The organism is Amycolatopsis sp. NPDC049691 (assembly GCF_040675005.1).
Taxonomy (GTDB): domain Bacteria; phylum Actinomycetota; class Actinomycetes; order Mycobacteriales; family Pseudonocardiaceae; genus Amycolatopsis.
In genome coordinates, this window is record NZ_JBFANX010000005.1 from 200,539 (window position 1) to 224,068 (window position 23,530).

Below are 23,530 nucleotides of genomic sequence, written 5' to 3' on the forward strand. Positions count from 1 at the left end.
CGCAAGATCGGAAGGGCCCTCACCCACCTGCGAGCCGCACCCGCGCGGCGATCTCGGCGAACGGTTCCGCGTAGCCCGAGTTGATCGTCACGTAGGAAATCCCCCACCGCTCCCGCCAGCCGAGAAGCCTTTCCGCCGCTTGACCTGGATCAGCGGGCAGCACGGTGACGGCCCCGGCGGCGGCGAGCTCGGGGACGTCGACCCCGGCCCATCGCGCGATTCCGGGCGACGGCGCGTCCCCGACGGCCATCAGGTTCAGCCCGAGCTCGATGTCCGGCAGCCGTTCCTCAGCAAGCTTACGGAATCGATCCACAATGGACTCGGCATCGGCTTCGGTGGTTTTCGGCGGCCAGGTGAAGGTGAGGGTGTCGGCTTCTTGCGCGGCGAGCGCCAGCATTTTCGGCCCACCGCCGGCGAGCACCAGCCGCGGCCGGTCCGCGGTTTCCTTGAGGACGGCGATGGTCTCCGCCATCCGCGTGATGCGCTCACCCGGTCCGCCGAACGCCCGCCCGAGGCTTTCGGCGTGCGCTTCGGCACCGGGCCGCCCGACGCCGAGCCCGAGCTCGAAGCGACCGCCGGTCTGCCGGTGCAGGGTCTGGACTTGCCAGCGGAGGGCTCGGGCATCCCGGAAGGGATCGGCGAGCACGAAAGTGCCGACGGTGAGGTCGAGCGTGACCGCGGCGGCGGCCCCGAGCAGGACGAAGGGATCCGCGGTCCCGACGGGATCGGTGGCGAGGAGGGTGTCGAAGCCGAGCTTTTCGACCCGCTCGGCCTGAGCGGTCCACGAGGTCAGATCAGGCGCGAACCCGGCGACGACGCCGAAGCGGAAGGGTTTCATGCGGCCATGGTCTCGACGGCGGGCGTGTCACCACATCCGCTCCAGGACGTCACTCGCGCGTACGCCGCTCAGCGCAGGGTGACCGACAAGGCCTGTGCGATCTCCTTGCCGATGGCGTGCGTAGCGGCATCCGGCGGCGAGCCCACCTTGACCACCATCGGCCCCCCGAACGGCTGCCGCTCCACGACCTCGATGCGTTCGCCCAGGTTGATCGCGTGTTCCGTCAGGTACCGCAGCAGCTCCGGGTCCGTGTCCCACACCCGGACGATCTCGCCGACCGCGCCCGGCTCGAGGTCGTCCAAGATCCGGACCGCCAGTTCCTCCACGCTGCCGTCCGGGGCCGGGATCGGGTCGCCGTGGGGGTCGCGGACCGGGTTGCCCAGCTTCGCCGCGATGCGCTCGACCAGGCGGTCCGACACCGCGTGCTCCAGCGCGTCCGCCTCCGCGTGGACCTCGTCCCACGTGTAGCCGAGCTCCGAAACCAGGTACGTCTCGATCAGCCGGTGGCGCCGCAGCACCGACCGCGCCAGGAGGCGGCCGTCGGCGGTCAGCTCGATGCCGCGGTACGGCACGTGGGTGACCAGGCCCAGCTGGGACAGCTTCGTGACCATCCCCGACGCCGAGGACGGGCTGACCTCCAGCCGGCCGGCGAGCGACGTGTTCGTGACCGCCTCACCCCGCTCGACCAGGCCGTAGATCACCCGGACGTAGTCCTCGACCGACGAGGACCTCCGGACCGAACCATCTCCCATGCCGCATACTTTACGGTGCCGGGTACTTTCTCGTGAAAGTTCACGGCCGCCAGCGGTAGCGGATCCAGCCCGGCACCGGCTCCGCGCCGAGCTGGGCGTAGAACGCCTCGCCTTTCTCGTTGCCCGCTTGCATGTCCCACTCGATGCGGCCGCTCGTGCGGTTGCGCAGTTCGTCGAGCAGCTCGCTGCCGAGCCCGAAGCGCCGGTGCGCCGGCCGGACGAACAGGTCGTCCAGCCAGATCCCCGGCCGGGCCTCCCACGTGGAGAAGTTCCAGCTGCAGAAGGCGAAGCCGGCGACCGTGCCGGGCTCGCCGGGCGGGGTCGCGATCAGCACCCACGCCTTCGGGTCCGGCCCGAAGAGGTGCCCGCTCATCTCGGCGCGGTCGAGCTTCAGGTCGTGGTTGTCCTCGTAGACGGCGTGCTCCTCGATGAGCGCGCAGATTTCGTCGACGTCTTCGAAGACGGCGTCGCGGACGGGCATCTCGCCTCCCGTTTCTGTCGGTGGTGGTCGTTACTGTCGGGCTCGGAGGTGGTCGATGTCACCGGAGGAGAAGTTCGAAGACCTGGTCGACGAGTTCACCGGACGCCCGGGCATCACGCCACCCGGCGCGACCGGCGGGTTCGGGCGCACGGCGCTGCGTGCGGACGGCCGGATCTTCTGCATGTTCGTGCGCGGGCAGCTCGTGCTCAAGCTGCCCCGGCCGAGGGTCGACGAGCTCGTGGGGGGCGGGCACGGGGTGCGCTTCGACGCCAACAAGGGCACCCCGATGAAGGAATGGCTGGCACTGGACCCCGGGTCGACGCAGCCCTGGTCCGCGCTGGCGGAGGAAGCACTCGAGTTCGTGGGGAGGAAGTGAGCCATCACGCTTGATAACGCAGTTCGCCGCCGACGGCGGTGCCTTGCACGCTGAGCGCGTCCAAAGCGGACTCGTCCAGGGGCGAACCGGACAGCACGGCGAAGTCGGCGAGCTTCCCGGGTTCGAGCGTGCCCAGGTCACGCTCGGCGAAGGTCGCGTACGCCGAGCCGTACGTGTACGCGCGCAACGCCTGCTCCGGCGTCAACGCCTCTTCGGGTGCGAAGGGGGCGCCTGACGCCGTGCGCCGACGCACCATGTCGGCCAGCGCGGGCAACGGCGCGCCGTTCACGACGGGCCGGTCCGACGACGCGGGAAGCACGCAACCCGCGTCGAGGACGCTTCGCAGCCGGTAGCACCACGGGACGCGGGCCTCGCCGAGCGCGGCGCGCATGCCGTCGCCGAGCTCGTTGACGAACCGACCCTGCGGCGACGGGATGATGCCGAGCGACGCGAGCCGGGACAGCTCCGCGGGCTGGAGCACCGCGCAGTGCTCGATGCGGTGGCGGTGGTCCGCGCGCGGCGAAGCGGCCAACGCGGCTTCGTAGGCGTCGAGGACGACGGTGATCGCGCGGTCGCCGATCGCGTGCGTCGCGATCTGCCAGCCCGCCTCGTGGGCGCGGCGGATCGTGCGGGCCAGCTCGTCCTCGGGCACCTGGAAGTAGCCGCGGTTGTCCGGCTCGCCGTCGAAGGGCTCGTGCATCGCGCAGGTGCGCCCGACGAGGGAGCCGTCGGCGAACAACTTCATCGGGCCGACGCGCAGCCACTCGTCGCCGAGGCCGGTGCGCAGGCCGAGGTCGAGGCCGAAGCCGGCGTCGTCGGGCAGGTCGTGGAGCACGCTCGCGGCGACCATCACCGTGCTGCGCACGCGCAGCACGCCGGTGTCGCGCGCCTGCTGGTAGGCGGCCAGCTCGGCGGGGGTCTCGCCGACCAGGCCGCCGCCGATCCCGGCCTCCTGGACGCTGGTGATGCCCTCCGCCAGGTACCGCTCGGAAGCGCGCTCGAGGCCGCGCACGACCCGGTCGACCGGCGTCGGGTACGTCAGCGGCCGCAGCAGCAGCTGGGCCTGCTCGCGCAACAGCCCGGTCGGCGAGCCGTCGGCGTCGAGCACGACGTCGCCCCCGACGGGCACGTGCGCCAGGTCGAGCTGGTCGAGCACGGCCGAGTTGACCACGGTCATGTGCCCGGACGTGTGCTTGAGCCGCACGAGCATCCCCGGCGCGGCACGGTCGAGGCCGTGCCGATCCGGGTGGCCGCCCACGAGCTTGTTCTGGTCGTACCCGCTGCCGACCACCCAGCTCCCGGCCGGCAGCGTCGCGGCGCGCGCGGCGACGGCGTCGTAGACCTCCTCGACGTTGCGGCAGCCGCCGAGCGGGACGTCGTCGAGTCCCATGCCGAACCACGCCATGTGGTTGTGCGCGTCGTGGAAGCCGGGCACGACGAACCCGCCGGCGAGGTCGACCCGCGAGCGCGCCGAGAGCGAGCGGGCGTCGTCGCCCAGCGCGACCACTCGGCCGTGCAGGACGGCGATGGCGCTGGTGACGCCCGCGCCCGTCCAGACCGTGGCGTTCTCGTAGACCGTGTCGACCCGCATGAGTCCGAGGCTATCGATCGATCGATCGAACGTCTAGCATCGGCCCATGCCCACCGTGGACTTCGCCGTCGAGGACGGCATCGCGCACATCCGGCTGAACCGGCCCGAGCGGCTGAACGCGGTCGCCGCCGTGCTGGTCGACGACTTCCTCGCCGCCCTCGACGCGGCCGCCCGCAGCGACGCCCGCGTCGTCGTGCTGTCCGGGAACGGGCGCGCCTTCTGCGCCGGCCACGACCTCAAGGAACCCACCCCCGAGGGTGACTCACGGGCGCGGCTGGACCGGCTCCAGGACGTCACGCGGCGGCTGCGCGGGCTGCGCCAGCCGGTGATCGCGGCGGTGCACGGCTACGCGATCGGCGCCGGCGCGGAGTTCGCGCTCGGCTGCGACCTGATCCTGGCCGCCGAGGACGCCGTCTTCGCGTTCCCGGAGGTCTCGCTGGGCCTGAGCGTCACCGGCGCGGCGTCGCGGCTGCTCCCGCTACTCGTCGGCCCGCTCAAGGCGAAGGAGCTCCTGCTGCTCGGCGAGCGCTTCGACGGCCGGAAAGCCGCGGAGCTGGGCATGGTCAACGCCGCCGTCCCCGCCGAACAGCTCCAGGCCGAGGCACTGAGCTGGGCCGAGCGGATCGCCGGGCACCCGCCGGCCGCCGCGGCGATGGCGAAGCGCGTGCTGGACGCGAGCACCGACCTCGAACCGGCGCTCGAACTCGAAGTCAGCCACGCCCTGATCACCGAGCACTCGGCCGCGGTCGCCGCGTCGACGGAAGCCTTCCGGAGCCGGGCGTGACCCCGCTCGGCGAGATCGGGACCCTGGCCCAGCTCGTCACGCGGGCCGCGCAGCTGTGGCCGGGCCGCACGGCGTGGGTGTTCGATCACCTGGACCGGGAATTCACGTTCGCCGAGGTCGATCGGGAAAGCTCGGGGATCGCCGCGGCGCTGGCCGAGCGCGGCATCGGCCCCGGCGACCGCGTCGCGGTGATGCTGCGGAACGTGCCCGAGTTCCCGCTGACGTGGCTCGCGCTGGCGAAGATCGGCGCGCAGCTGGTGCCGGTCAACACGAACTACCAGGAGTTCGACGGCGCCCACGTCCTCCGGCACTCCGGTGCGAAACTGGTCGTCGCCGCGCCGGAGTTCACCGGCCTCCTCGGCCGGATCGGGCTGACCGAGGTCATCACCCCGGACCGGCTCCGCACCGACGCCGAGCCGCCCGCGTTCACGCCGGCGCCCGAGCTCCCGGTCAACATCCAGTACACGTCGGGCACCACCGGCGCGCCCAAGGGCTGCGTCCTGCCGAACCGGTACTGGACGACCCTCGCGATCAGCCTGGCGACCGACTTCCCCGCCGTCGGCGCGGACGACGTGATGCTGACCGCGCAGCCGTTCCACTACATCGATCCACAGTGGAACGTCGCGTTGGGACTCGCCGCCGGCGCCACCCTCGTCGTGCTGGACCGCTTCCACCCCAGCACGTTCTGGGCGAAGGTCCGCGAGCACGGCGTCACCTGGTTCTACTGCCTCGGCCTGATGCCGACGCTGCTGCTGCGCCAGGAACCGTCCGAAGCCGACCGCGCCCACCGGGTGCGCGCGATCTGCGCGTCGGCGATCCCGCTCGACCTGCACGCCGAACTGGAGGCGCGCTGGGGCGTGCCGTGGTACGAGGCGTTCGGGATGACCGAGACCGGCGGTGACATCCGGATGACGGCGGGCGACCACGACGAGACCGTCGGCACCGGCTGCATCGGACGGCCGAGCCGTGACCGCGAGGCGATGATCGCCGGCGCCGACGGGAAGCCGCTGCCGCGCGGGGAAACCGGCGAGCTGCTGATCCGCGGGATCGGCCTGATGCACGGCTACCACGACGACCCGGCCGCGACGGCGAAGGCGTTCGAGAACGGCTGGTTCCACACCGGCGACCTCGCGCGGATGGACGACGCCGGCCGCGTCTACTACGTCGGCCGCACGAAGGACATGATCCGCCGCAGCGGCGAGAACGTGTCCGCGGACGAGGTCGAGCGCGCGCTGCTGCTGCACCCCGCGGTCAAGCTGGCCGCCGTCGTCGCGGTGCCCGACGAGCTGCGCGGCGAGGAGATCAAGGCGTACGTCGTGTGCGACGGCGAGCGTCCGGAACCGGCCGCGCTGGCCGCGTTCTGCTCGGAAAAACTGGCGTACTTCAAGGTTCCGCGGTTCTGGGCGTTCGCCGACGAGCTGCCGATGACGCCGTCGGAGCGCGTCGCCAAGGGCGAGCTGCGGAAGGTGGCCGACCCGCGCGCCGGGTCGTGGGACGCGAAGGCGGCGGCATGGCTGTGACGAGCCGCGAACGCGTCCGCGCGGCGGCGGTGAAGCTGTTCGCCACCAAGGGTTTCCACGGCACGGGCATCCGCGATCTGGCGCAGGAGGCCGAACTCTCGTCGGCGAGCCTGTACCACTACATGGGCACCAAGGAGGATCTGCTCGCGGAGATCATGCACACGGCGCTGAACCGCCTGCTGGACGCCGCCCGCGAGGCGACGGCGGGCAGCCCGGATCCGGTGCACCGGCTGCGCACGCTGGTCGCGCTGCACGTGCTCGCGCACGCCGTCGGCCCGGCGGAAACCCGGGTGGTGGACAACGAAGTCGACGTGCTGTCCCCGGCCGCGCGCGAGCCGGTGGTGGCGCTGCGGGACGCGTACGAGAACCTGTGGGCGGCGGCGATCGAAGAAGGCGTCGCGGCCGGGGTGTTCCACACCGAACACCCGGCCGTGACCCGGCTCGCACTGCTCGAGATGTGCAGCGGGGTCGCCCGGTGGTACTCCCCGCGCGGGCCGCTGGCGCTGGACCAGCTCGCCGAGCACTACGCGGAGCTGGTCTCGCGGGCCTTGGGCTGCACGTCCCCGCCGGGCGTCGCCGACTTGCGACGGTGCCGGGAAATCGTCGCGAAAGAGTGGGGCATGTCCGTTTAGCGGCGCTTTTACCTGTGTACGCCTTGCCCAGACGGCGTGCGTGGGGGACGCTCGAAGGGTGACTGAGGAAACGATCCAACTGGAACTGGACGACTCGGGTCTCGCGCCGGGCCTCCCGGCGCCGGAAAGCCCCCGCGATCAGGTGCAGGATGTCCCCTATCGCCCCGTCGAGTTCCGTGACGACGATCTCCCCGCGGCTCTGGAGCGCTGCGCCAAGTGGCTGCGTCAGGCTCAGGAGTGGCTCGGCGAGCCGCTCGACGTCCTGGCCATCCACCTCGACTACGACGACCGTCAGGGTTCGCCGTACTACGACGTGAAGCTCCTGTGCAACGAAGAGGACCTCGCGGGCGTTCCGATCGCCATTCGCAACAAGCAGTAAGCAGTACGCAGCCGAACAGCCGTCAAGGCCGCCGGGAAGGGCGGCCTTGACGGCTTCACGCGTTTCCGGAGCGGCTCAGCCCAGGACGCCGCCGACCTTCACGTGCCCCTTGAGCAGGTTGCGCGCGATGGTGCGGCGCTGGATCTCGTCGGTGCCCTCGTAGATGCGCAGCAGCCGCAGCTCGCGGTACCACCGCTCGACCGGCAGCTCCCGCGTGTAGCCCATGCCGCCGTGGATCTGCAGGACGCGGTCGACGATTTCGTTGGCCTTCTGGCCGCCGTACAGCTTCGCCATCGACTGCGCGTGCCGGGAGTCGACGCCCTGGTCGACCTGCCAGGCGGCGTTGAGCACCAGCCACCGCAGCGCTTCGAGCTCGACGCCGGAGTCGGCGATCATCCACTGGATGGCCTGGCGTTCGGCGATCTTCTGGCCGAACGTCTCGCGCGTGTTGGCGTGTTCGATGGCCATGGTGATCAGCCGCTCGCACGAGCCGATCGCGCGCGCCGGCAGGAGGTAGCGGCCCTGGCCGATCCACTGCATGGCCAGCTCGAAGCCGCGGCCCTCCTCGCCGAGGATCTGCGTCTCCGGGACGCGGACGTCCTGGAAGATCAGCGACGCCGGGCCCCACTCGCCCATGGTGTCGATGTACTCGGACTTCCAGCCTGCCTCGCGGTCGACGAGGAAGCAGGTGACGCCGCCGTTCGCGCCCTTCTCCGGGTCGGTGATCGCGAAGACCATCGTGAAGTCGGCTTCGTTGCCGCCGGTGATGAAGGTCTTCTCGCCGTTGATGATCCAGTCGGTGCCGTCCTTGCGGGCGGTGGTCCGGATGGCCTTGGCGTCCGACCCGGCGCCCGGCTCGGTGATCGCGAAGCAGGACTTGCGCTCGCCCGAGATGGTCGGCAGCAGGTAGGTCTGCTTCTGCTCCTCGTTGGCGTGGAACAGGATGTTGTCCGCGGCGCCGCCGAAGCGGAACGGCACGAAGGTGCGGCCCAGCTCGGCCTCCAGCAGCGCGGCCATCACGGCGGACAGGCCCATGCCGCCGTACTCCTCCGGGGTCAGCACGCCCCAGAAGCCGGACTCCTTCGCCTTGAGCTGGAGGTCCTTGAGCTCCTCACCGGTCAGCCCCGGCTGGTGCGCGCGCTCACGCCGCAGGACTTCCTGCTCGAGCGGGATCAGCTCCCGCTGGACGAACGTGCGGACCCAGTCGCGCACTTCCCGTTCTTCGGTGCTGAGAGAGAAATCCATGGGTGAGCTGCTCCTCCGACCAACACTGCCACTGGCTAAGCGCTTGCTTAGTCCAGGGTACCTCCTGAGAGCGTGATTACCCCAGACCTCTCCGCGAATTCGTGACAACCGCCGCGGCGCCCGGGAGGATCGGAGGCGTGATGGAGATCGTGGTCCGCTGGTCGTCCCCGCTGCCCGCCGAAGAGCGTTTCCTGCGCCTGCTGGACGACGTCGAGCAAGGCCGCTTCGAGGCGTACCGGCAGGACGCCGACAAGCGCCGGTTCCTCACCGGCCGCGTGCTGGCGAAGACGGTCGCGGCGGAGTGGCTCGGAATCGCGGTCGACTCGGTCGAGTTCGACGCGACCTGCGAAGACTGCGGCAAGCAGCACGGCCGCCCGCACGTCCCGGGCGAGGACCTGACACTGTCGATCTCGCACTCGGGCGACCTGATCGGCGTCGCGGCGACCCCGTCGGTCCCGGTGGGCCTGGACGTCGAGACAGCGACCCGGAAGGCCGACGACGGGCTCATCGAGTACGCGCTGAGCCCCGCCGAGACGGCCCACCTGACCGGCCTGACCGACGCGGAGAAGGCGAACGCGTTCTTCGTCTACTGGACGCGCAAGGAAGCGGTGATGAAGGCCACCGGCAAGGGCCTGCGCATCCCGCTGAAGAGCATCACGTTCTCCCGCTTCGACGAGCCGGCGAGGCTGGTGTCCTCCGGCGAAGCCGCGCTCGACCCGGCCCGCACGCGGCTGGCGGACCTGAAGGCCGCGGACGGCTACCGGGCGGCCATCGCCGTCCTGACCACCGACGAGCTGTCGGTGACCGAGGAACTCTGGGTCCCACAGCTATAGTCATCACCATGTCCACACCGGCAAGCACGGATGAGCCGAGGTATCCCGCGGGCACGTCACCGGCGGCGATCCGGGCCGCGCTGCTGCCGGAGGACGTTCCGCGGTTCGACGAGGACTACCGGCGAGCACTCGACGTCGCCCGCGAAGCACTGAGCCTCACGGACCTCGTCGAGACCCTCGAATCCTGGCGCCGGATCGCGTGGAGCACCCAGGCTGACCCGGCCGCACACCGCCGCATGCTCCAAGCCGCCGCGCACGCTCAGCACTCGGGTGAGGCGCCGACCGGCACCCGGTCGTGGAACTCCCTGCAAGCGGAGCTCGGCCTGTAGCGGTGGCGTACGACATCGAGGTCTACCCGGACGTCCAAGACCAGATCCGGGCGCTGCCCAAAGCGGCGCTCCATGCGCTGGCCGAGGCGATCGGCGTGCTGGAACTGGTTCCCGGCAAAGGTGACCCCTACCACCGATCGAATCCGGAAAGCCCGATGCGCAACCTGGCGTTCGGACCGCACGGCGAGGGCCTGATCACTTACCTGATCCTGGAGGACCAGAACCGCGTCGACCTGCTTCGCGTTCTTTGGGCTAGCTGAGCGAGTCCTCCAGGCCCATCGCCGCCAGCAGCGTCCGGAACTTCGCCGTCGTCTCGTCCAGCTCCGCCCGCGGGTCCGACGCCGGCACGATGCCGCCGCCCGCGTACAGCCTCATCGACGTCGAGGCGATCTCCGCGCAGCGGATCGCCACCGCCCACTCGCCGTCGCCCGCCGCGTCGACCCAGCCGACCGCTCCCGCGTAGTAGTCGCGGTCGAACGGCTCCAGCTCCTGGACCAGCTCGCGCGCCCCCTCGGTCGGCGTTCCGCAGATCGCCGGCGTCGGGTGCAGGGCCGCCGCCAGGTCCAGGGCCGTGACGTCCGGGTCGGCCAGCTCGCCCGTGATCGGTGTGCGCAGGTGCCAGATCGCCGGCGTCGTCACCAGCTCCGGCTCGGCCGGCACCTCCAGGGTCCGGCAGAACGGCCGCAGCGCCTCGACCAGGTAGTCGATCACCACCGCGTGCTCCAGCTGGTCCTTGCGCGAGGTCCGCAGCGCCTCGCCGTTGGCGCGGTCGGTCGCCGGGTCGGCCGAACGCGGCATCGAGCCCGCGTGCGGTGAGGAGAACACCGTGCGGCCGGTCCGGCGCAGCAGCAGCTCGGGCGTGGCGCCGACGAGCGTGCGTCCGCCGGGCAGCTCGGCCGCGTACGTGAAGTGGCGGGGGTTGCCGGCCGCCAGGTTGCGCACGACGCGCTCGGCGGGCACCGGCGAGGCGAATTCGAGGTCCAGGGCGCGGGCCAGGACGGCTTTCCGCAGGCCCCGCGAGCCCAACGCGTCGACCGCCGTCGAGACGGCCGCCATGTGCTGCGTGGGCGAGGGCACCGCACGCACCCGCGCGGGCGCCGGCAGGACCTCACGGACGAGCGAAGGCGCACCCTCGGCGCGGTGGACGGTCCGGGGCACGACGAGGTGGCCCGGCACCTTCGTGTCGGGCCCGGTGTCGAACGGGAGGACACCGACGGCCAGCGGGGCTCCGGTGGCGGCCAGGACGCCGGGGATCGCCGCGGCGAGCTGCCGCGGGTCCGTGTCCGTGACGGTCCGGAGCGTGCCCTGCGCGAGGAGTGCGCGCTGGGCCGTCGTGAAGAGGAAGTCGCCTCGCTGGTAGCGGGCAGCGAGGTCGAGTGCCGGGGTCGCCGGGTCAGGTGAACTCACGATTCCAGCGTCCCAGGCTTCGGGAGATCCGCGAGGGGAGTGTCACGAGCGACACTCCCCTCGCGGGAGCTCCTGACGACGAGCTACTTGAGCGCGTCGATGAGCGCCTCGCGCTGGCGCTCGCCCAGGCCGGCGGCGCGCCGGTCGGGGTCGATGCCGGCCTGCTCGAGCAGGGCGGCGACCTTCACCGCGCCGAGGCCGGGGACGGCCTTCAGCAGCTGGGTGACCTTCGTCTTCCCGATGGTCTTGTTCTCCTTGGCCTGCTTGAGCACCTTTTCGATGCTCTCCTTGCCGGACTTGATCGACGCGAGCAGCTCCGAACGCGCCTTGCGAGCCTCGGCGGCCTTGGCCAGGGCCTCGGCGCGCTGCTCCGGAGTCAACGTAGGCAGAGCCAACGTAGTGTCCTTTCCTCTCAGGTCTCCGCTTTCGCGGCCGACAGCTTTTCTGAGTGCTTGCTCCTGCAAGCGCTGCTCAGCCGTCTCTTGCCACGGCCCCAGTAAACGCCACCGGCTTCGTGGCCGTGCAACCGACACGCACTTATTACCCCCGGAGGTGATACCGGGCAACCCGCTCCGGCCTGCGGAAACGCTCCCAAGAAGCGACCGGAGTGGCCAGACTCACCCGGAAGTGAAGCCTCCGTTACGGCGCGCATTTCCTCGCCTATAAGGAAAAGCGTAAAAATTGATGATCTTGATCATCGTCCGGTCGTCGCCCGATCGCGCTACGACCGTGACCGAACGGAGCCACTGTTGACCATGCCCGCTTCACCCGATCCGCATTAGAGTCGGCCCAACCCCAGCCCACCGGCGAACGACCCCCGGGAGCGACCATGTTGAGCACCATGCAGGACGGTCAGCTGTCGCTGGCCAACCTGCTCCGCCACGGCACGTCGGTGCACTCGGCGAGCGAAGTCATCACCTGGACCGGTTCAGAAGCCCGTCGCGAGAGCTACGGCGACCTCGGCCGCAACGCCGCCCGCCTCGCGAACGCGCTCCGGAGCCTCGGCGTGACCGGCGACCAGCGCGTCGGCACGTTCATGTGGAACAACGCCGAACACATGGCCGCCTACCTGGCCGTTCCGGCGATGGGCGCCGTGCTGCACACCCTGAACATCCGGCTGTTCCCCGAGCAGCTGACCTTCGTCGCCAACCACGCCGAGGACCAGGTCGTCATCGTCGACGGCACGCTGGTCCCGCTGCTGGCGAAGCAGCTGCCGGAGTTCAAGACCGTCCGGCACGTCATCGTGGCCAACGGCGACGCGGCGGCCCTCCAGGCACCGGACGGCGTCCAGGTGCACGCCTACGACGCGCTGCTGGCCGAGCAGCCGGACACCTTCGACTGGCCGGACGTCGACGAGCGCTCGGCCGCCGCGATGTGCTACACCTCGGGCACGACCGGTGACCCCAAGGGCGTCGCGTACTCGCACCGGTCGATCTGGCTGCACTCGATGCAGGTCTGCATGAGCGACAGCATGAACCTCGCGCAGAGCGACAAGGCGCTGGCGATCGTGCCGATGTTCCACGCCATGGCGTGGGGCCTGCCGTACGCGGCGCTGATGGTCGGCGCGTCGCTGCTGATGCCGGACCGCTTCCTCCAGCCGGCGCCGATCTCCGCGATGCTGGCCGCCGAGAAGCCGACGTTCGCCGGCGCGGTCCCGACCGTCTGGCAGGGCCTGCTCGCCCACCTCGAGGCGAACCCGCAGGACATCTCCCACCTGCGGGAAGTCGTCGTCGGCGGGTCGGCGGTGCCGCCGTCGCTGATGCACGCGTTCCAGGAGAAGCACAAGGTGTCGATCCTGCACGCCTGGGGCATGACCGAGACCTCACCGCTGGGCAGCGTCGCCCGTCCGCCCGCCGGCGCGACCGGCGAGGAGGCCTGGAAGTACCGCTACACGCAGGGCCGCTTCCCGGCGTCCGTGCGGGCCCGGCTGATCGACGACGACGGCGCGGTGCTGCCCTGGGACAACGAGGCCGTCGGCGAGCTGGAGGTCCAGGGCCCGTGGATCGCGGGTTCCTACTACGGCGGTTCGGACGTCGACCCGGACAAGTTCCACGACGGCTGGCTGCGCACCGGCGACGTCGGCAAGATCAGCGCCGACGGCTACCTGACGCTCACCGACCGCGCCAAGGACGTCATCAAGTCCGGCGGCGAGTGGATCTCCTCGGTCGACCTGGAGAACCAGGTCATGGGCCACCCCGCGGTGGCCGAAGCCGCGGTCGTCGGCATCCCCGACGAGAAGTGGGACGAGCGGCCGCTGGTCGCCGTCGTGCTCAAGGAGGGCCAGACGGCCACGCCCGAGGAGCTGCGCGACTTCCTCGCCGACAAGGTCGCGAAGTGGCAGCTGCCGGAGAACTGGACGTTCGTGGACGAAGTGCCCAAGACGAGCGTCGGCAAGTTCGACAAGAAGCGCATCCGCGCGTCCTACTCCGAGGGAAAGCTCGACATCGCCCAGCTCTAACGGGTAAATCTCCGGCGAGTCTTCATGCCTCCGCGGGCCACCATGAGGGAGCCTGACCCCTCATGGTGGCCTTCGGAGCACGTCGGAGGGGTTCTGGGGATGCACAACAGGCGGAGTTTCCTCGCGCTCGCGGGTGTCGGCGCGCTGGCGGCGGCGTGCGGGTCGAACACGGGACGGCAGGGAACACCGCCGCCCTCGACGGCCTACTCGGCGGGCCCGCCGCCGTCCGACGCACCGAAGGTCGCGCTGCAGCAGTGGTACCACGCGTACGGCGAAGACGGCGTCCAGGAAGCCGTCAAGCGGTACGCGGCGAGCTACCCGGGCGCGAGCGTGAACGTGCAGTGGAACCCCGGTGACTACGACTCGAAGATCGTCACCGCACTGCAGAACAGCGCCGTCCCGGACGTCTTCGAGGCGCAGGTCAAGATCGACTGGGTGCGGCAGAACCAGGTGGTGTCGCTCGACGACGTCATCGCGCCGGTCAAGAACGACTTCAGCCCGGCGGTGCTGGCCGCGCAGACGGTCGAGGGCAAGGTCTACGGCATCCCGCAGGCCGTCGACACGCAGGTGCTCTTCTACCGCAAGAGCCTGCTGCAGGCCGCCGGCGTCCAGCCGCCGCAGACGGTCGACGAGCTGATCGACGCGGCGGGCAAGCTCACGAAGGACGGCGTCAAGGGCCTCTTCGCCGGCAACGACGGTGGCGTCGGCGTCCTCACCGGGCCGCTGCTGTGGTCGGCGGGCCTCGACTACCTGAAGAACGGCAACCGCGAGGTCGGCTTCGACGACCCGCGCGCGGCGACCGCACTGGCGAAGCTGCACACGTTGAACGCCAACGGTTCCCTGCTGCTCGGCGCGCCGGCGGACTGGTCGGACCCCGGCGCGTTCGTCGACGGGCTCGCCGCGATGCAGTGGACCGGGCTGTGGAACGTGCCGAAGATCCGGCAGGCGTTCGACGACGACTTCGGCGTCCTGCCGTTCCCCCGGCTCGACGCGACGGGGGCGCCGTCGGTGCCAGTGGGCGCGTACGGCGCGATGGTCAACGCCAAGAGCGCGCACGTCGCCGAGGCCAAGGCGTTCGTGAAGTGGCTGTGGATCGACAAGACCGACGACCAGCTGGAGTTCGCGACGAAGTTCGGCTTCCACGTCCCGGCGCGGCAGAGCCTGGTGGGCCAGGCGAACAGCCTCGCCTCCGGGCCGGCCGCCGACGCCGCCCGGTTCGTCCGGGAGAACGGCCACCTCGTCGGCGGTCCGGTGTGGACGCAGCAGTCGAACACGGCGCTGTCCGACGCGGTCGCGAAGATCGCGAAGGAGGGCGCGGACCCGGTCGCGCAGACCAAGACGGCGGTGGAGGTCGCGAAGTCCGAGCTCAAGCGCCTGTTCGGATGAAACGGCGCGACGCGCGCGCGTTCTGGCTGTTCGTCGGGCCGTTCCTGCTGGGACTGGCGGTGTTCGCGTACCTGCCGATCGGCTGGAGCGCGTACCTGTCCTTCTTCGACGCGCGCAACACCGTGACGCCGACGGAGTTCGTCGGGCTGGACAACTACGGGCACATGCTGACCGACGAGCCGTTCCTGTCGAGCCTGGGGACGTTCAGCGTGTTCGCGGTGTTCATCGTGCCGCTGACGTTCGCGCTGTCGCTGGCGCTCGCACTGGGGGTGCACCGGCTGCGGTTCGCGCGGGCGTTCTTCCGGTCGGTGTTCTTCCTGCCGTTCGCGTGCTCGTACGTCGTGGCTTCGCTGATCTGGAAGACGTCGTTGTTCTCGGGTGTCCGATACGGACTGGCGAACACGGTGCTCTCCCTCTTCGGCGCCGACCCGGTGGCCTGGACGGGGACGGTGCACCCGCCGCTGTACTGGATCGTGCTGGTGACGGCGAGGCTGTGGCTGCAGCTCGGGTTCTACATGATCCTGTTCATCGCGGCGCTGCAGCGGATCCCGCGGCACCTCTACGAAGCGGCCTGGCTCGACGGCGCCAAGCCCGGCTGGCAGATCTTCCGCCACATCACGCTCCCCCAGCTGCGCGCGACGGCGGTGGCGGTGCTGCTGCTCAACCTGATCAACGCCTACCAGGCGTTCGACGAGTTCTACAACATCATGGGCGACTCCCGCGGCTACCCGCCGTTCGCCCGGCCACCGCTGGTGTACCTGTACTACACGTCGTTGGGTTCGGGCGGCCAGGACCTGGGCCGCGGCAGCGCGGGCGCGGTGATCCTGGCGCTGATCATCGCGCTGGTGACGTTGCTGCAGGGCCGCGTGTTCCGCTTCGGGCGGGTGTCATGAGGGCCTTCTTCCGGTGGGTGTCCCTGGTCGTCGCGGCGGTGCTGTTCCTGCTGCCGTTCTACCTGCTGGTGCGCAACGGCCTGGCGTCCCGGGCGGAGATCACCGCTCCGGAGTGGACGTTCTTCCCGTCCACAGTGCACTGGGAGAACTTCGCCAAGCTGTTCTCGCTGGACGACGTGCCGTTCGCGCGCAGCCTGCTGAACTCGGCGATCGTGGCGGTCCTGCAGACCCTCGGCCTGCTGGTGGTCTGTTCACTGGCGGGCTACGGCCTGGCGCGGATCCCGTACCGGCACTCGCGGTTCGTCTTCTACGCGGTGCTGGCGACGCTGATGATCCCGACGTCGGTGACGTTCGTGCCGAGCTTCGTGGTGGTCTCGTCGCTGGGCTGGCTGTCGGACTTCCGCGGGCTGGTGATCCCCGGCCTGTTCAGCGCGTTCAGCGTGTTCCTGTTCCGGCAGTACTTCCTGGACTTCCCGCGCGAGCTGGAGGAGGCGGGCCGGGTCGACGGGCTGACGCGCTGGGGCGTGTTCTGGCGGATCGTGGTCCCGAACTCGAAGGGGTTCTTCGCGGCGATCGCCGTGATCACGGTGATCGGCAGCTGGAACGCGTTCCTGTGGCCGCTGATCATCGCCCAGTCGCCGGATTCGTGGACCGTCCAGGTGGCGCTGTCCGGCCTGCTGACGGCGCAGAACCCGCAGCTGAACCTGCTGTTCCTCGCGGCGGCGGTGTCGATCCTGCCGATCGTGCTGCTGTTCGCGTTCCTGCAGCGGTACCTGGTCCGCGGGGTGACGGAGTCGGGCCTGACGGGCTGAGTAACGTGCGGAGGGGTCCGGGCGACTTCCGCTGGGGACGGACAGGAGTGGGTGCGCTGTGACCGATTACAACCCTTACCAGCCGGATCAGCAGCCGGTGAATCCTGCGTACCCGCCTTCGGCGCCGTACCCGGTGCAGCCCTACGCGGCGCAACCGTACGGCTCTTACGTCCAGCAGCCCTACGCGGCGTACCAGCCGCTGACCACCAGCGGGATGGCGGTGGCGGGCATGGTCGTCGGCATCGTCGCGCTGGTCCTGTTCTGGGCCCCGTTCATCGACCTCGTGCTCGGCTTCCTGGCGATCGGCCTGTCGTGGGCCGGGATGCTGCAGGCGGACCGGCCGGGCTACACGGGCAAGGGCATGGGCATCGCGGGCCTGGTGTGCGGCATCCTCGCGGTGATCCCGGCGGTGATCGTGATGCTGTTCTTCTTCGGCCTGTTCGCCGCGGCCGGCACCGCGTGCGGCATCGCCTGCTGAGCGGCCCCCTCGCCCGAAATCCCCACGACGTTCGGCGGTACTCCCCACCCCGACACCTGTGACAGGGTGGCTCGAAACGTCACGTTCACCGGCCGGACATCGGCGTCCGGCACGGTGCTGGGCAACCGAGAAGACTGGGGAGCGAACAACCATGGCCGAACTCACCCGGCGCGCCGTCACGACCGCGGGCGCCGCCGGTCTCGGACTGCTGCTGTGCACGCCCACCGCGAACGCCCTCGACCGCGCGCTGCGGCTCACGAGCACGCGCTCGGTCACCACGGCGGGCACCACGCTCGAGCAGGTCGCCACCGCCGTCACCGCCGGGCCGGCCTACACCCGGCTCCAGGGCGGCCCCGGCTGGCCGCTCGTCGTCCGCGGCGACCTCGCGACCCCGAAGGCCGGGCGCGACGACCGCCGCCGCGCGCTCAGCGCGTTCGTGCAGTTCACCGACCTGCACATCACCGACACCGAGAGCCCCGCGCGCTTCGAGTACCTGCACCCCTTCATCGGCTCCGCGCACCGGCCGCAGGAGGCGCTCGGCACCGTCGCGACCAGCGCGCTCGTCGAGCGCGTCAACAGCGTGCGGCAGGGCCCGTTCACCGGGCGGCCGTTCGACCTCATGGTCACCACCGGCGACAACACCGACAACCACGAGCTCATCGAGCTCGACTGGTTCCTCAAGGTCCTCAACGGCGGCAGCGTCACCCCGAACTCCGGCGACCCGAACGCCTACGAAGGCGTGCAGAACTCCGGCAACCACGAGTTCTGGAACCCGGGCAAGCCCGGCGGCGACGACTACTCCGCCAAAGGCTTCCCGCAGCTCCCCGGCCTGCTCGAAGCCGGCATCAAGACGTTCACCGCGCCGGGCCTCGACGTCCCGTGGTTCTGCACGTTCGGCAACCACGACGACAGCATCGTCGGCTCGCTGCCGGCGCAGATCCCGGGCATCGACGCCTGGTACACCGGCCGCTACAAGGTCATCGGCAAGGACGAGAGCACCGCGAAGAAGCTCGCCGACGCCATCAACAGCGGTTCGAGCGTCCCGGTCTCCGAGCTGTTCGGCGGCTCCGGAACCATCCGCGAGGTGACGCCGGACGCGCGCCGCCGCCCGTTCGACACCGGCGAGTTCGTCCGCGCGCACCTCGACACCGCCAACACCGGCCCCGGCCCGGCCGGGCACGGCTTCACCGGCGCCAACGCCGACGGCAAGAACGTCTACTACACGTTCCGGATCGCGCCGGGCATCACCGGGATCAGCCTCGACACGACGACCGACGCCGGGTTCGCCGACGGCTCGATCGGCCTCGCGCAGTACAACTGGGTCGAGTCGACGCTCAAGCGGGGCAGCTCGACGTACTACGACTTCTTCGGCCGCAAGGTCACCCACGCCGTCACCGACGAGCTGTTCATCCTGTTCAGCCACCACACGAGCGGCACGATGACCAACCTGCTGCCGGACTCGCGCCACCTGCTCGACCCGCGCCTGGACGGCAACGCGTTCGTCGCGCTGCTCAAGCGGTTCCCGAACGTGCTGGCGTGGGTCAACGGCCACACGCACCTCAACAAGATCACGCCGCACGCCGGGAACACCCCGCAGCAGGGCTTCTGGGAGATCAACACAGCGTCGCACATCGACTTCCCGCAGCACGCGCGGATCGTCGAGGTCGCCGACAACGCGGACGGCACGCTGTCGCTGTTCACGACGTTGATCGAGGCCGAAGCGCCGTACGCCGTGGACTACGGCGCCCGGACGCCGCAAGCGCTTGCGTCGCTGTACCGGGAGCTGTCGTACAACGACATCCACACCGACCTCGGCCGCGTCGGGGACCCCGCGGACCACAACACGGAACTGCTGCTCGTCAACCCGCTGGGCTGAGTTACGCCGGAGGTAATCGCCCCGCGGCCGGTCTTCGGGCAGGCTGCGGGGCATGACCGATCCCGAGGGCACGCAGCTGTTCCACCGTTCCATGCCGTTCTCCGAGCGCCTCGGCGTCGAGGTGCTGGAGCACGGGCGCGAACTCGTCCGCAGCCGGCTGAAGTGGGACGAGAGCCTCTGCACGCTCGGCGGCGCGCTGCACGGGGGCGCGCTCATGGCGCTGGCCGACTCGACCGGCGCCGTGTGCGCGTTCCTCAACCTGCCCGAGGGCGGCCAGGGCACGACGACCGTCGAGTCGAAGACGAACTTCCTGCGCGCGGTGCGTTCGGGCTACGCCGTTGCGTCGTCCAGACCACTGCACGCGGGCCGCAAGTTCGTCGTGGTGGAGACGGAGATCCACGACGACGACGGCAAGTTGGTCGCGAAAGTGACACAGACGCAGGCCGTCCTCTAGGTACCTGTTTACAGACCCGGCTCCAGCGGCGAAAATCCCTGCCTACTGGGTGGGTCTATCAGGGAGCCGGGATGCGCGTACGCAAGTTGTTCACCTTATTGTCCGTGGTTGTGTTAACAGCTGTAACCGCGCAAGTCGCCGAGGCCGCACCCGTCCGGCCCCGCGACGACGAGGCGATCGACTACCACGAATGGAACGGCGGGCGCTTCCACGAAGGCAGCTTCGCCGGGCTCGCGCTGACCCGCGACGGCCTGCGCATCACGCGTCCGGCCGGCACGGTGGAGCACACCGAGCCGGAACTGGGCACGACGAGAACGTACGAGTACGGCCAGTGGACGTCGCCGGAGTACCGCGAGGGCTTCGGCGCGACGCAGCTGGTCGCGTCCTGGAACGCCCTCACCCCGGCGAAGACGTGGCTGCAGGTCGAGGCGCGCGGCCGGACGTCGGCGGGCGACGAGACCGCGTGGTACGTGATGGGCCGCTGGGCCAGCGGCGACGCCGACATCCTGCGCACCAGCGTCGACGGCCAGGACGACGCGAACGCCCTGGTCGACGTCGACACGCTGGTGATGAAGACGGGCGTGACGCTGAAGTCGTACCAGCTGCGGATCAACCTCTACCGCGAGGCCGGGTCGCACGTGACGCCGTCGGTGACGTCGCTGGGTGCGATGACCTCGGCGGTGCCGGACCGCTTCGACGTGCAGACGACGAAGCCGGGCCGCGCCACCGGGATCGAGCTGAAGGTGCCGGCGTACGCGCAGAACCTCCACAAGGGACAGTTCCCGCAGTACGGCGGGGGCGGCGAAGCGTGGTGCAGCCCGACGTCGACCGAGATGGTGGCCGAGTACTGGGGCAAGAAGCCGTCGGCGGCGGAGATGTCGTGGATCCCCGCGGACTACGTCGACCCGTCGGTGGCCTTCGCGGCGCGCTACACCTACGACCACGCGTACGACGGCACGGGCAACTGGCCGTTCAACACCGCCTACGCGGCTTCGCGCGGCCTGCGCGGCCACATCACGCGGCTGCACTCGCTGAACGAGCTGGAGAACTACATCGCGCGCGGGATCCCGGTGATCACGTCGCAGTCGTTCCTGTCGTCGGAGCTCGACGGCGCCGGCTACGGGACGGCCGGGCACATCATGGTGGTCGTCGGCTTCACGAAGGACGGCGACGTGATCGCGAACGACCCGGCGTCGAGCAGCAACGACCGGGTGCGCAACGTGTACAAGCGCGACCAGTTCGAGAAGATCTGGCAGCGGACCAAGCGCTACCGCGCGGACGGGACCGTGGCGAGCGGCCCCGGCGGCATCGTGTACCTCATCACCCCGGCCTGACCGGCACCGGCGGGGCGCCGGGTGGCGCCCCGCCGGGTTTCACCAGGTCTTGCCCGCCTGCTCCCGGATCGCGCGGTTGATCCGGTTGAAGAACCCGGTCAGCGCGATGTGCAGGACGATCGCCGACAGCTGCTTCTCGTCGAAGTGCTCCGCGGCGGCCGCCCAGATCTCATCGGTCACGCCCGGCTGGCCGTCCTCGATCCGCGTCGCCGCTTCGGTCAGCTCCAGCGCGGCGCGCTCCGGCTCGGTGAAGAACGGCGTCTCGCGCCAGGTGACGACGCTGTGCAGCCGCTCGTCGGTCTCGCCGTGCTTCTTCGCCGACTGGACACCCCCGTAGACGCACGGCGCGCAGCTGTTGATCTGGCTGGCCCGCAGGTGGACCAGCTCGAGCAGCAGCGGGTCGACGCCGGCGCCGTACACGACCTTGAACAGCTGCTGGACCGCTCCGGTCACCTCGGGGCTGCTGGTGCTCTTGAGCCGTGCTTCCATCGTTCCTCCTGCTGTTACCTGTGGTGGTTCGGATCCGTCATCCCCATGACGGAGCGGAACCGGGGAAGGTAACGACATGCCCGACACGATGACCGAGGCCTTCGAGGCCCAGCGCGACCGGCTGCGCGCGGTCGCCCACCGCGTGCTGGGTTCGCACGCCGACGCCGAGGACGTCGTCCAGGAGGCGTGGCTGCGGCTGTCGCGCCAGGACGCGGCGGCGATCGACAACCTCGACGGCTGGCTGACGACGGTGGTCGGCCGGATCAGCCTGGACGTGCTGCGCTCCCGCCGGTCCCGGCCCGAGGCGCCCTACGACGAGATCGTGGTGGCGGTCGACGAAAGCCCTGCACCGGACGACGACGCCGAGCTCGCGGATTCGGTCGGGCTCGCGTTGCTGGTGGTCCTGGAGTCGCTGACGCCGGGCGAGCGGCTGGCGTTCGTGCTGCACGACCTGTTCGCGGTGCCGTTCGAGGAGATCGGCCGCATCCTCGGCAAGACCCCGGGCGCGACGAAGATGCTGGCCAGCCGCGCGCGCAGGAAGGTTCGCACACCGGCGGGCCCGTCCGGCCCGGGGAGGTCGCAACGCGAGGTGGTGAACGCGTTCCTGAGGGCGGCCCGAGACGGCGACTTCGAGGAACTGCTGCGGGTCCTGGACCCGGAGGTCCGCTTGACGGTCGACACCCCCGACGGCGTGGTGGTGGTCCTGGGAGCGACGAACGTGGCGGCGGGAGCCCGCATCGGAGCGGCGGCGGGCGGGCAGGAGGTCCTGGTCGGCGGGTTGCCGGGAGTGGTGGCATGGCACGCGGACGGGACACCGATGTCGGTGGTGGCGTTCACGGTGACGGGCGGCCGCATCACGGGCATCGCCGCGGTCGCCGACCCGGCGCGGCTGGCGTCGATGGAGCTGCCGGAGCCGCCCGAGGCGCTTCGATGACGAGACATCAGTTGCGTAGGACGCAACACGTTGCGCCCAACCCACCAAGACTCACTCATGCGGATGTCGCCATCTCCGCATGATCCGTGATTAGCTGCGGGCTGAGCCAGCAGAGCCGGAAGGTGGATTCGCATGCCGTACGAGGTGCAGGGGGTCGTTTCGCGGGCGAAGGGCGAGCCCGTCTCGCTGGAGACCGTCGTCGTCCCCGATCCCGGGCCCGGCGAAGCCGTCGTGAACGTCCAAGCCTGCGGGGTCTGCCACACCGACCTGCACTACCGCGAAGGCGGGATCAACGACGACTTCCCCTTCCTGCTCGGCCACGAGGCCGCCGGGGTCGTCGAGGCCGTCGGCGCGGGCGTCACCGACCTCGAACCCGGCGACTACGTCATCCTCAACTGGCGCGCCGTCTGCGGCACCTGCCGGGCCTGCAAGCGCGGCAAGCCGTGGTACTGCTTCTCGACCTTCAACGCCGCCCAGCCGATGACGCTCCAGGACGGCACCAAGCTCTCGCCCGCCCTCGGCATCGGGGCCTTCCTCGAGAAAACCCTTGTCCACAGCGGACAGTGCACGAAGGTCAACCGCGAGGCCGAACCCGCGGTCGCCGGGCTGCTCGGGTGCGGGGTCATGGCCGGGCTCGGCGCGGCCATCAACACCGGTGCCGTCACGCGCGGTGACTCGGTCGCCGTCATCGGCTGTGGTGGCGTCGGGGACGCCGCCATCGCCGGGGCCAAGCTCGCCGGCGCCACCACCATCGTCGCGATCGACATGGACGACCGCAAGCTCGACTGGGCCAAGGACTTCGGCGCGACGCACACCGTCAACAGCAAGGGCCTCTCCGAAGAGGCCGTCGTCGAAGCCATGCAGGACGCCACCAACAGCTTCGGCCCGGACGTCGTGATCGACGCCGTCGGCCGGCCCGAGACCTGGCGGCAGGCCTTCTACGGGCGCGACCTCGCCGGCACGGTCGTCCTCGTCGGCGTCCCGACGCCGGAGATGCGCCTGAACGACCTGCCGCTGATCGACTTCTTCTCGCGCGGCGGCTCGCTCAAGTCGTCGTGGTACGGCGACTGCCTGCCGAGCCGCGACTTCCCGCTGCTCGTCGACCTCTACCTGCAGGGCCGCCTGCCGCTCGACAAGTTCGTCACCGAGCGGATCGGCGTCGACGGCGTCGAGCAGGCCTTCGAGCGCATGCACCACGGTGACGTCCTGCGCAGCGTGGTGACCTTCTGACCCTCTTCACCGACGACGA

Annotated in this window: 26 protein-coding genes; 18 read left to right on the forward strand and 8 right to left on the reverse strand. The window is 70.4% G+C overall.

Going from position 1 to position 23,530, the window contains the following annotated elements; genetic code table 11:
* Positions 1-19 precede the first annotated feature (19 nt).
* The 3 genes from AB0J40_RS13525 to AB0J40_RS13535 form a co-directional block, all read right to left on the reverse strand.
* Positions 20-838: an LLM class flavin-dependent oxidoreductase gene (locus tag AB0J40_RS13525; protein WP_364451861.1), complete on the reverse strand. Its 819-nt coding sequence runs from the start codon at positions 836-838 to the stop codon at positions 20-22.
* Between the two features lie 68 nt (positions 839-906).
* The gene (locus AB0J40_RS13530; protein WP_257920794.1) at positions 907-1,590 is read right to left on the reverse strand and encodes a metal-dependent transcriptional regulator; all 684 of its coding nucleotides are present in this window, start codon (positions 1,588-1,590) and stop codon (positions 907-909) included.
* 40 nt (positions 1,591-1,630) lie between these two features.
* Positions 1,631-2,071: a GNAT family N-acetyltransferase gene (locus AB0J40_RS13535; protein WP_364451863.1), complete on the reverse strand. Its 441-nt coding sequence runs from the start codon at positions 2,069-2,071 to the stop codon at positions 1,631-1,633.
* Positions 2,072-2,126: 55 nt separating this feature from the next.
* Between AB0J40_RS13535 and AB0J40_RS13540 the strand changes: the two genes are divergently transcribed.
* A complete protein-coding gene (locus AB0J40_RS13540; RefSeq protein WP_364451864.1) occupies positions 2,127-2,447 on the forward strand; it encodes a hypothetical protein in 321 nt (106 codons plus the stop codon).
* Between the two features lie 4 nt (positions 2,448-2,451).
* Here AB0J40_RS13540 and AB0J40_RS13545 read toward each other — a convergent pair whose 3' ends face one another.
* The gene (locus AB0J40_RS13545; RefSeq protein ID WP_364451865.1) at positions 2,452-4,038 is read right to left on the reverse strand and encodes an amidohydrolase; all 1,587 of its coding nucleotides are present in this window, start codon (positions 4,036-4,038) and stop codon (positions 2,452-2,454) included.
* Between the two features lie 46 nt (positions 4,039-4,084).
* Between AB0J40_RS13545 and AB0J40_RS13550 the strand changes: the two genes are divergently transcribed.
* From AB0J40_RS13550 to AB0J40_RS13565, 4 genes are read left to right on the forward strand one after another with little or no spacing between them, the layout of a single operon-like run.
* Positions 4,085-4,822 (forward strand): enoyl-CoA hydratase/isomerase family protein, encoded by a 738-nt coding sequence (locus AB0J40_RS13550; protein ID WP_364451867.1) that lies wholly within the window; start codon positions 4,085-4,087, stop codon positions 4,820-4,822.
* Entirely contained in the window at positions 4,819-6,342 is a 1,524-nt protein-coding gene (locus AB0J40_RS13555) for an ATP-dependent acyl-CoA ligase (RefSeq protein WP_364451868.1), read from the forward strand. The genes AB0J40_RS13550 and AB0J40_RS13555 overlap by 4 nt, the downstream gene beginning before the upstream one ends.
* The gene (locus tag AB0J40_RS13560) at positions 6,339-6,974 is read left to right on the forward strand and encodes a TetR/AcrR family transcriptional regulator (protein WP_364452559.1); all 636 of its coding nucleotides are present in this window, start codon (positions 6,339-6,341) and stop codon (positions 6,972-6,974) included. Before AB0J40_RS13555 ends, AB0J40_RS13560 begins: the two co-directional genes overlap by 4 nt.
* 58 nt (positions 6,975-7,032) lie before the next feature.
* Positions 7,033-7,353 carry a hypothetical protein gene (locus tag AB0J40_RS13565; protein ID WP_364451870.1) on the forward strand — a complete coding sequence of 107 codons (321 nt, stop codon included), beginning with the start codon at positions 7,033-7,035 and terminating at the stop codon, positions 7,351-7,353.
* Between the two features lie 75 nt (positions 7,354-7,428).
* Here the strand turns inward: AB0J40_RS13565 and AB0J40_RS13570 are convergent, their stop codons facing one another.
* Positions 7,429-8,598, reverse strand: coding sequence for an acyl-CoA dehydrogenase family protein (locus AB0J40_RS13570; RefSeq protein WP_364451872.1), 1,170 nt, complete (start codon positions 8,596-8,598; stop codon positions 7,429-7,431).
* 140 nt (positions 8,599-8,738) lie between these two features.
* On the opposite strand from AB0J40_RS13570, the gene AB0J40_RS13575 reads away from it, so the two are divergent.
* Genes AB0J40_RS13575 through AB0J40_RS13585 form a run of 3 tightly spaced genes read left to right on the forward strand, consistent with a single transcriptional unit; the run spans position 8,739 to position 10,020 of the window.
* Entirely contained in the window at positions 8,739-9,431 is a 693-nt protein-coding gene (locus AB0J40_RS13575) for a 4'-phosphopantetheinyl transferase superfamily protein (protein WP_364451874.1), read from the forward strand.
* Positions 9,432-9,439: 8 nt separating this feature from the next.
* On the forward strand, positions 9,440-9,760 hold the full coding sequence (locus AB0J40_RS13580; RefSeq protein WP_364451875.1) for a DUF6247 family protein: 321 nt from the start codon (positions 9,440-9,442) through the stop codon (positions 9,758-9,760).
* 2 nt (positions 9,761-9,762) lie between these two features.
* Positions 9,763-10,020 carry a hypothetical protein gene (locus AB0J40_RS13585; RefSeq protein ID WP_364451877.1) on the forward strand — a complete coding sequence of 86 codons (258 nt, stop codon included), beginning with the start codon at positions 9,763-9,765 and terminating at the stop codon, positions 10,018-10,020.
* Here the strand turns inward: AB0J40_RS13585 and AB0J40_RS13590 are convergent.
* Together AB0J40_RS13590 and mihF are read right to left on the reverse strand one after the other, a co-directional pair.
* Complete coding sequence (locus AB0J40_RS13590) at positions 10,013-11,170, reverse strand: isochorismate synthase (protein WP_364452562.1); 1,158 nt, start codon at positions 11,168-11,170, stop codon at positions 10,013-10,015. The two genes, AB0J40_RS13585 and AB0J40_RS13590, sit on opposite strands and share 8 nt — an antisense overlap.
* Before the next feature lie 80 nt (positions 11,171-11,250).
* Positions 11,251-11,562, reverse strand: coding sequence for an integration host factor, actinobacterial type (gene mihF, locus AB0J40_RS13595; RefSeq protein ID WP_051767699.1), 312 nt, complete (start codon positions 11,560-11,562; stop codon positions 11,251-11,253).
* 434 nt (positions 11,563-11,996) lie between these two features.
* Between mihF and AB0J40_RS13600 the strand changes: the two genes are divergently transcribed.
* From AB0J40_RS13600 to AB0J40_RS13635, 8 genes are all read left to right on the forward strand, one after another.
* Positions 11,997-13,625, forward strand: a complete 1,629-nt coding sequence (locus AB0J40_RS13600; RefSeq protein ID WP_364451879.1) for a long-chain fatty acid--CoA ligase — start codon at positions 11,997-11,999, stop codon at positions 13,623-13,625.
* A gap of 99 nt (positions 13,626-13,724) precedes the next feature.
* Positions 13,725-15,011 (forward strand): sugar ABC transporter substrate-binding protein, encoded by a 1,287-nt coding sequence (locus tag AB0J40_RS13605; RefSeq protein ID WP_364451882.1) that lies wholly within the window; start codon positions 13,725-13,727, stop codon positions 15,009-15,011.
* Complete coding sequence (locus AB0J40_RS13610) at positions 15,008-15,904, forward strand: sugar ABC transporter permease (RefSeq protein ID WP_364451885.1); 897 nt, start codon at positions 15,008-15,010, stop codon at positions 15,902-15,904. Before AB0J40_RS13605 ends, AB0J40_RS13610 begins: the two co-directional genes overlap by 4 nt.
* Positions 15,901-16,716, forward strand: coding sequence for a carbohydrate ABC transporter permease (locus tag AB0J40_RS13615; RefSeq protein ID WP_364451888.1), 816 nt, complete (start codon positions 15,901-15,903; stop codon positions 16,714-16,716). Before AB0J40_RS13610 ends, AB0J40_RS13615 begins: the two co-directional genes overlap by 4 nt.
* A gap of 58 nt (positions 16,717-16,774) precedes the next feature.
* Positions 16,775-17,194, forward strand: coding sequence for a DUF4190 domain-containing protein (locus AB0J40_RS13620; protein ID WP_364451891.1), 420 nt, complete (start codon positions 16,775-16,777; stop codon positions 17,192-17,194).
* Positions 17,195-17,345: 151 nt separating this feature from the next.
* Positions 17,346-19,070 (forward strand): TIGR03767 family metallophosphoesterase, encoded by a 1,725-nt coding sequence (locus AB0J40_RS13625; protein WP_364451894.1) that lies wholly within the window; start codon positions 17,346-17,348, stop codon positions 19,068-19,070.
* A 52-nt stretch (positions 19,071-19,122) separates the two neighbouring features.
* Entirely contained in the window at positions 19,123-19,524 is a 402-nt protein-coding gene (locus tag AB0J40_RS13630) for a PaaI family thioesterase (protein WP_013230138.1), read from the forward strand.
* A 71-nt stretch (positions 19,525-19,595) separates the two neighbouring features.
* Positions 19,596-20,858 (forward strand): peptidase C39 family protein, encoded by a 1,263-nt coding sequence (locus tag AB0J40_RS13635; protein ID WP_364451897.1) that lies wholly within the window; start codon positions 19,596-19,598, stop codon positions 20,856-20,858.
* Positions 20,859-20,897: 39 nt separating this feature from the next.
* Here the strand turns inward: AB0J40_RS13635 and AB0J40_RS13640 are convergent, their stop codons facing one another.
* On the reverse strand, positions 20,898-21,347 hold the full coding sequence (locus tag AB0J40_RS13640) for a carboxymuconolactone decarboxylase family protein (RefSeq protein WP_364451899.1): 450 nt from the start codon (positions 21,345-21,347) through the stop codon (positions 20,898-20,900).
* 76 nt (positions 21,348-21,423) lie between these two features.
* Here AB0J40_RS13640 and AB0J40_RS13645 point away from each other — a divergent pair, with 76 nt between their 5' ends.
* Entirely contained in the window at positions 21,424-22,281 is an 858-nt protein-coding gene (locus AB0J40_RS13645; RefSeq protein ID WP_364451902.1) for a sigma-70 family RNA polymerase sigma factor, read from the forward strand.
* 132 nt (positions 22,282-22,413) lie between these two features.
* Positions 22,414-23,511 (forward strand): S-(hydroxymethyl)mycothiol dehydrogenase, encoded by a 1,098-nt coding sequence (locus AB0J40_RS13650; RefSeq protein WP_364451904.1) that lies wholly within the window; start codon positions 22,414-22,416, stop codon positions 23,509-23,511.
* The last annotated feature ends 19 nt before the right edge of the window (positions 23,512-23,530 follow it).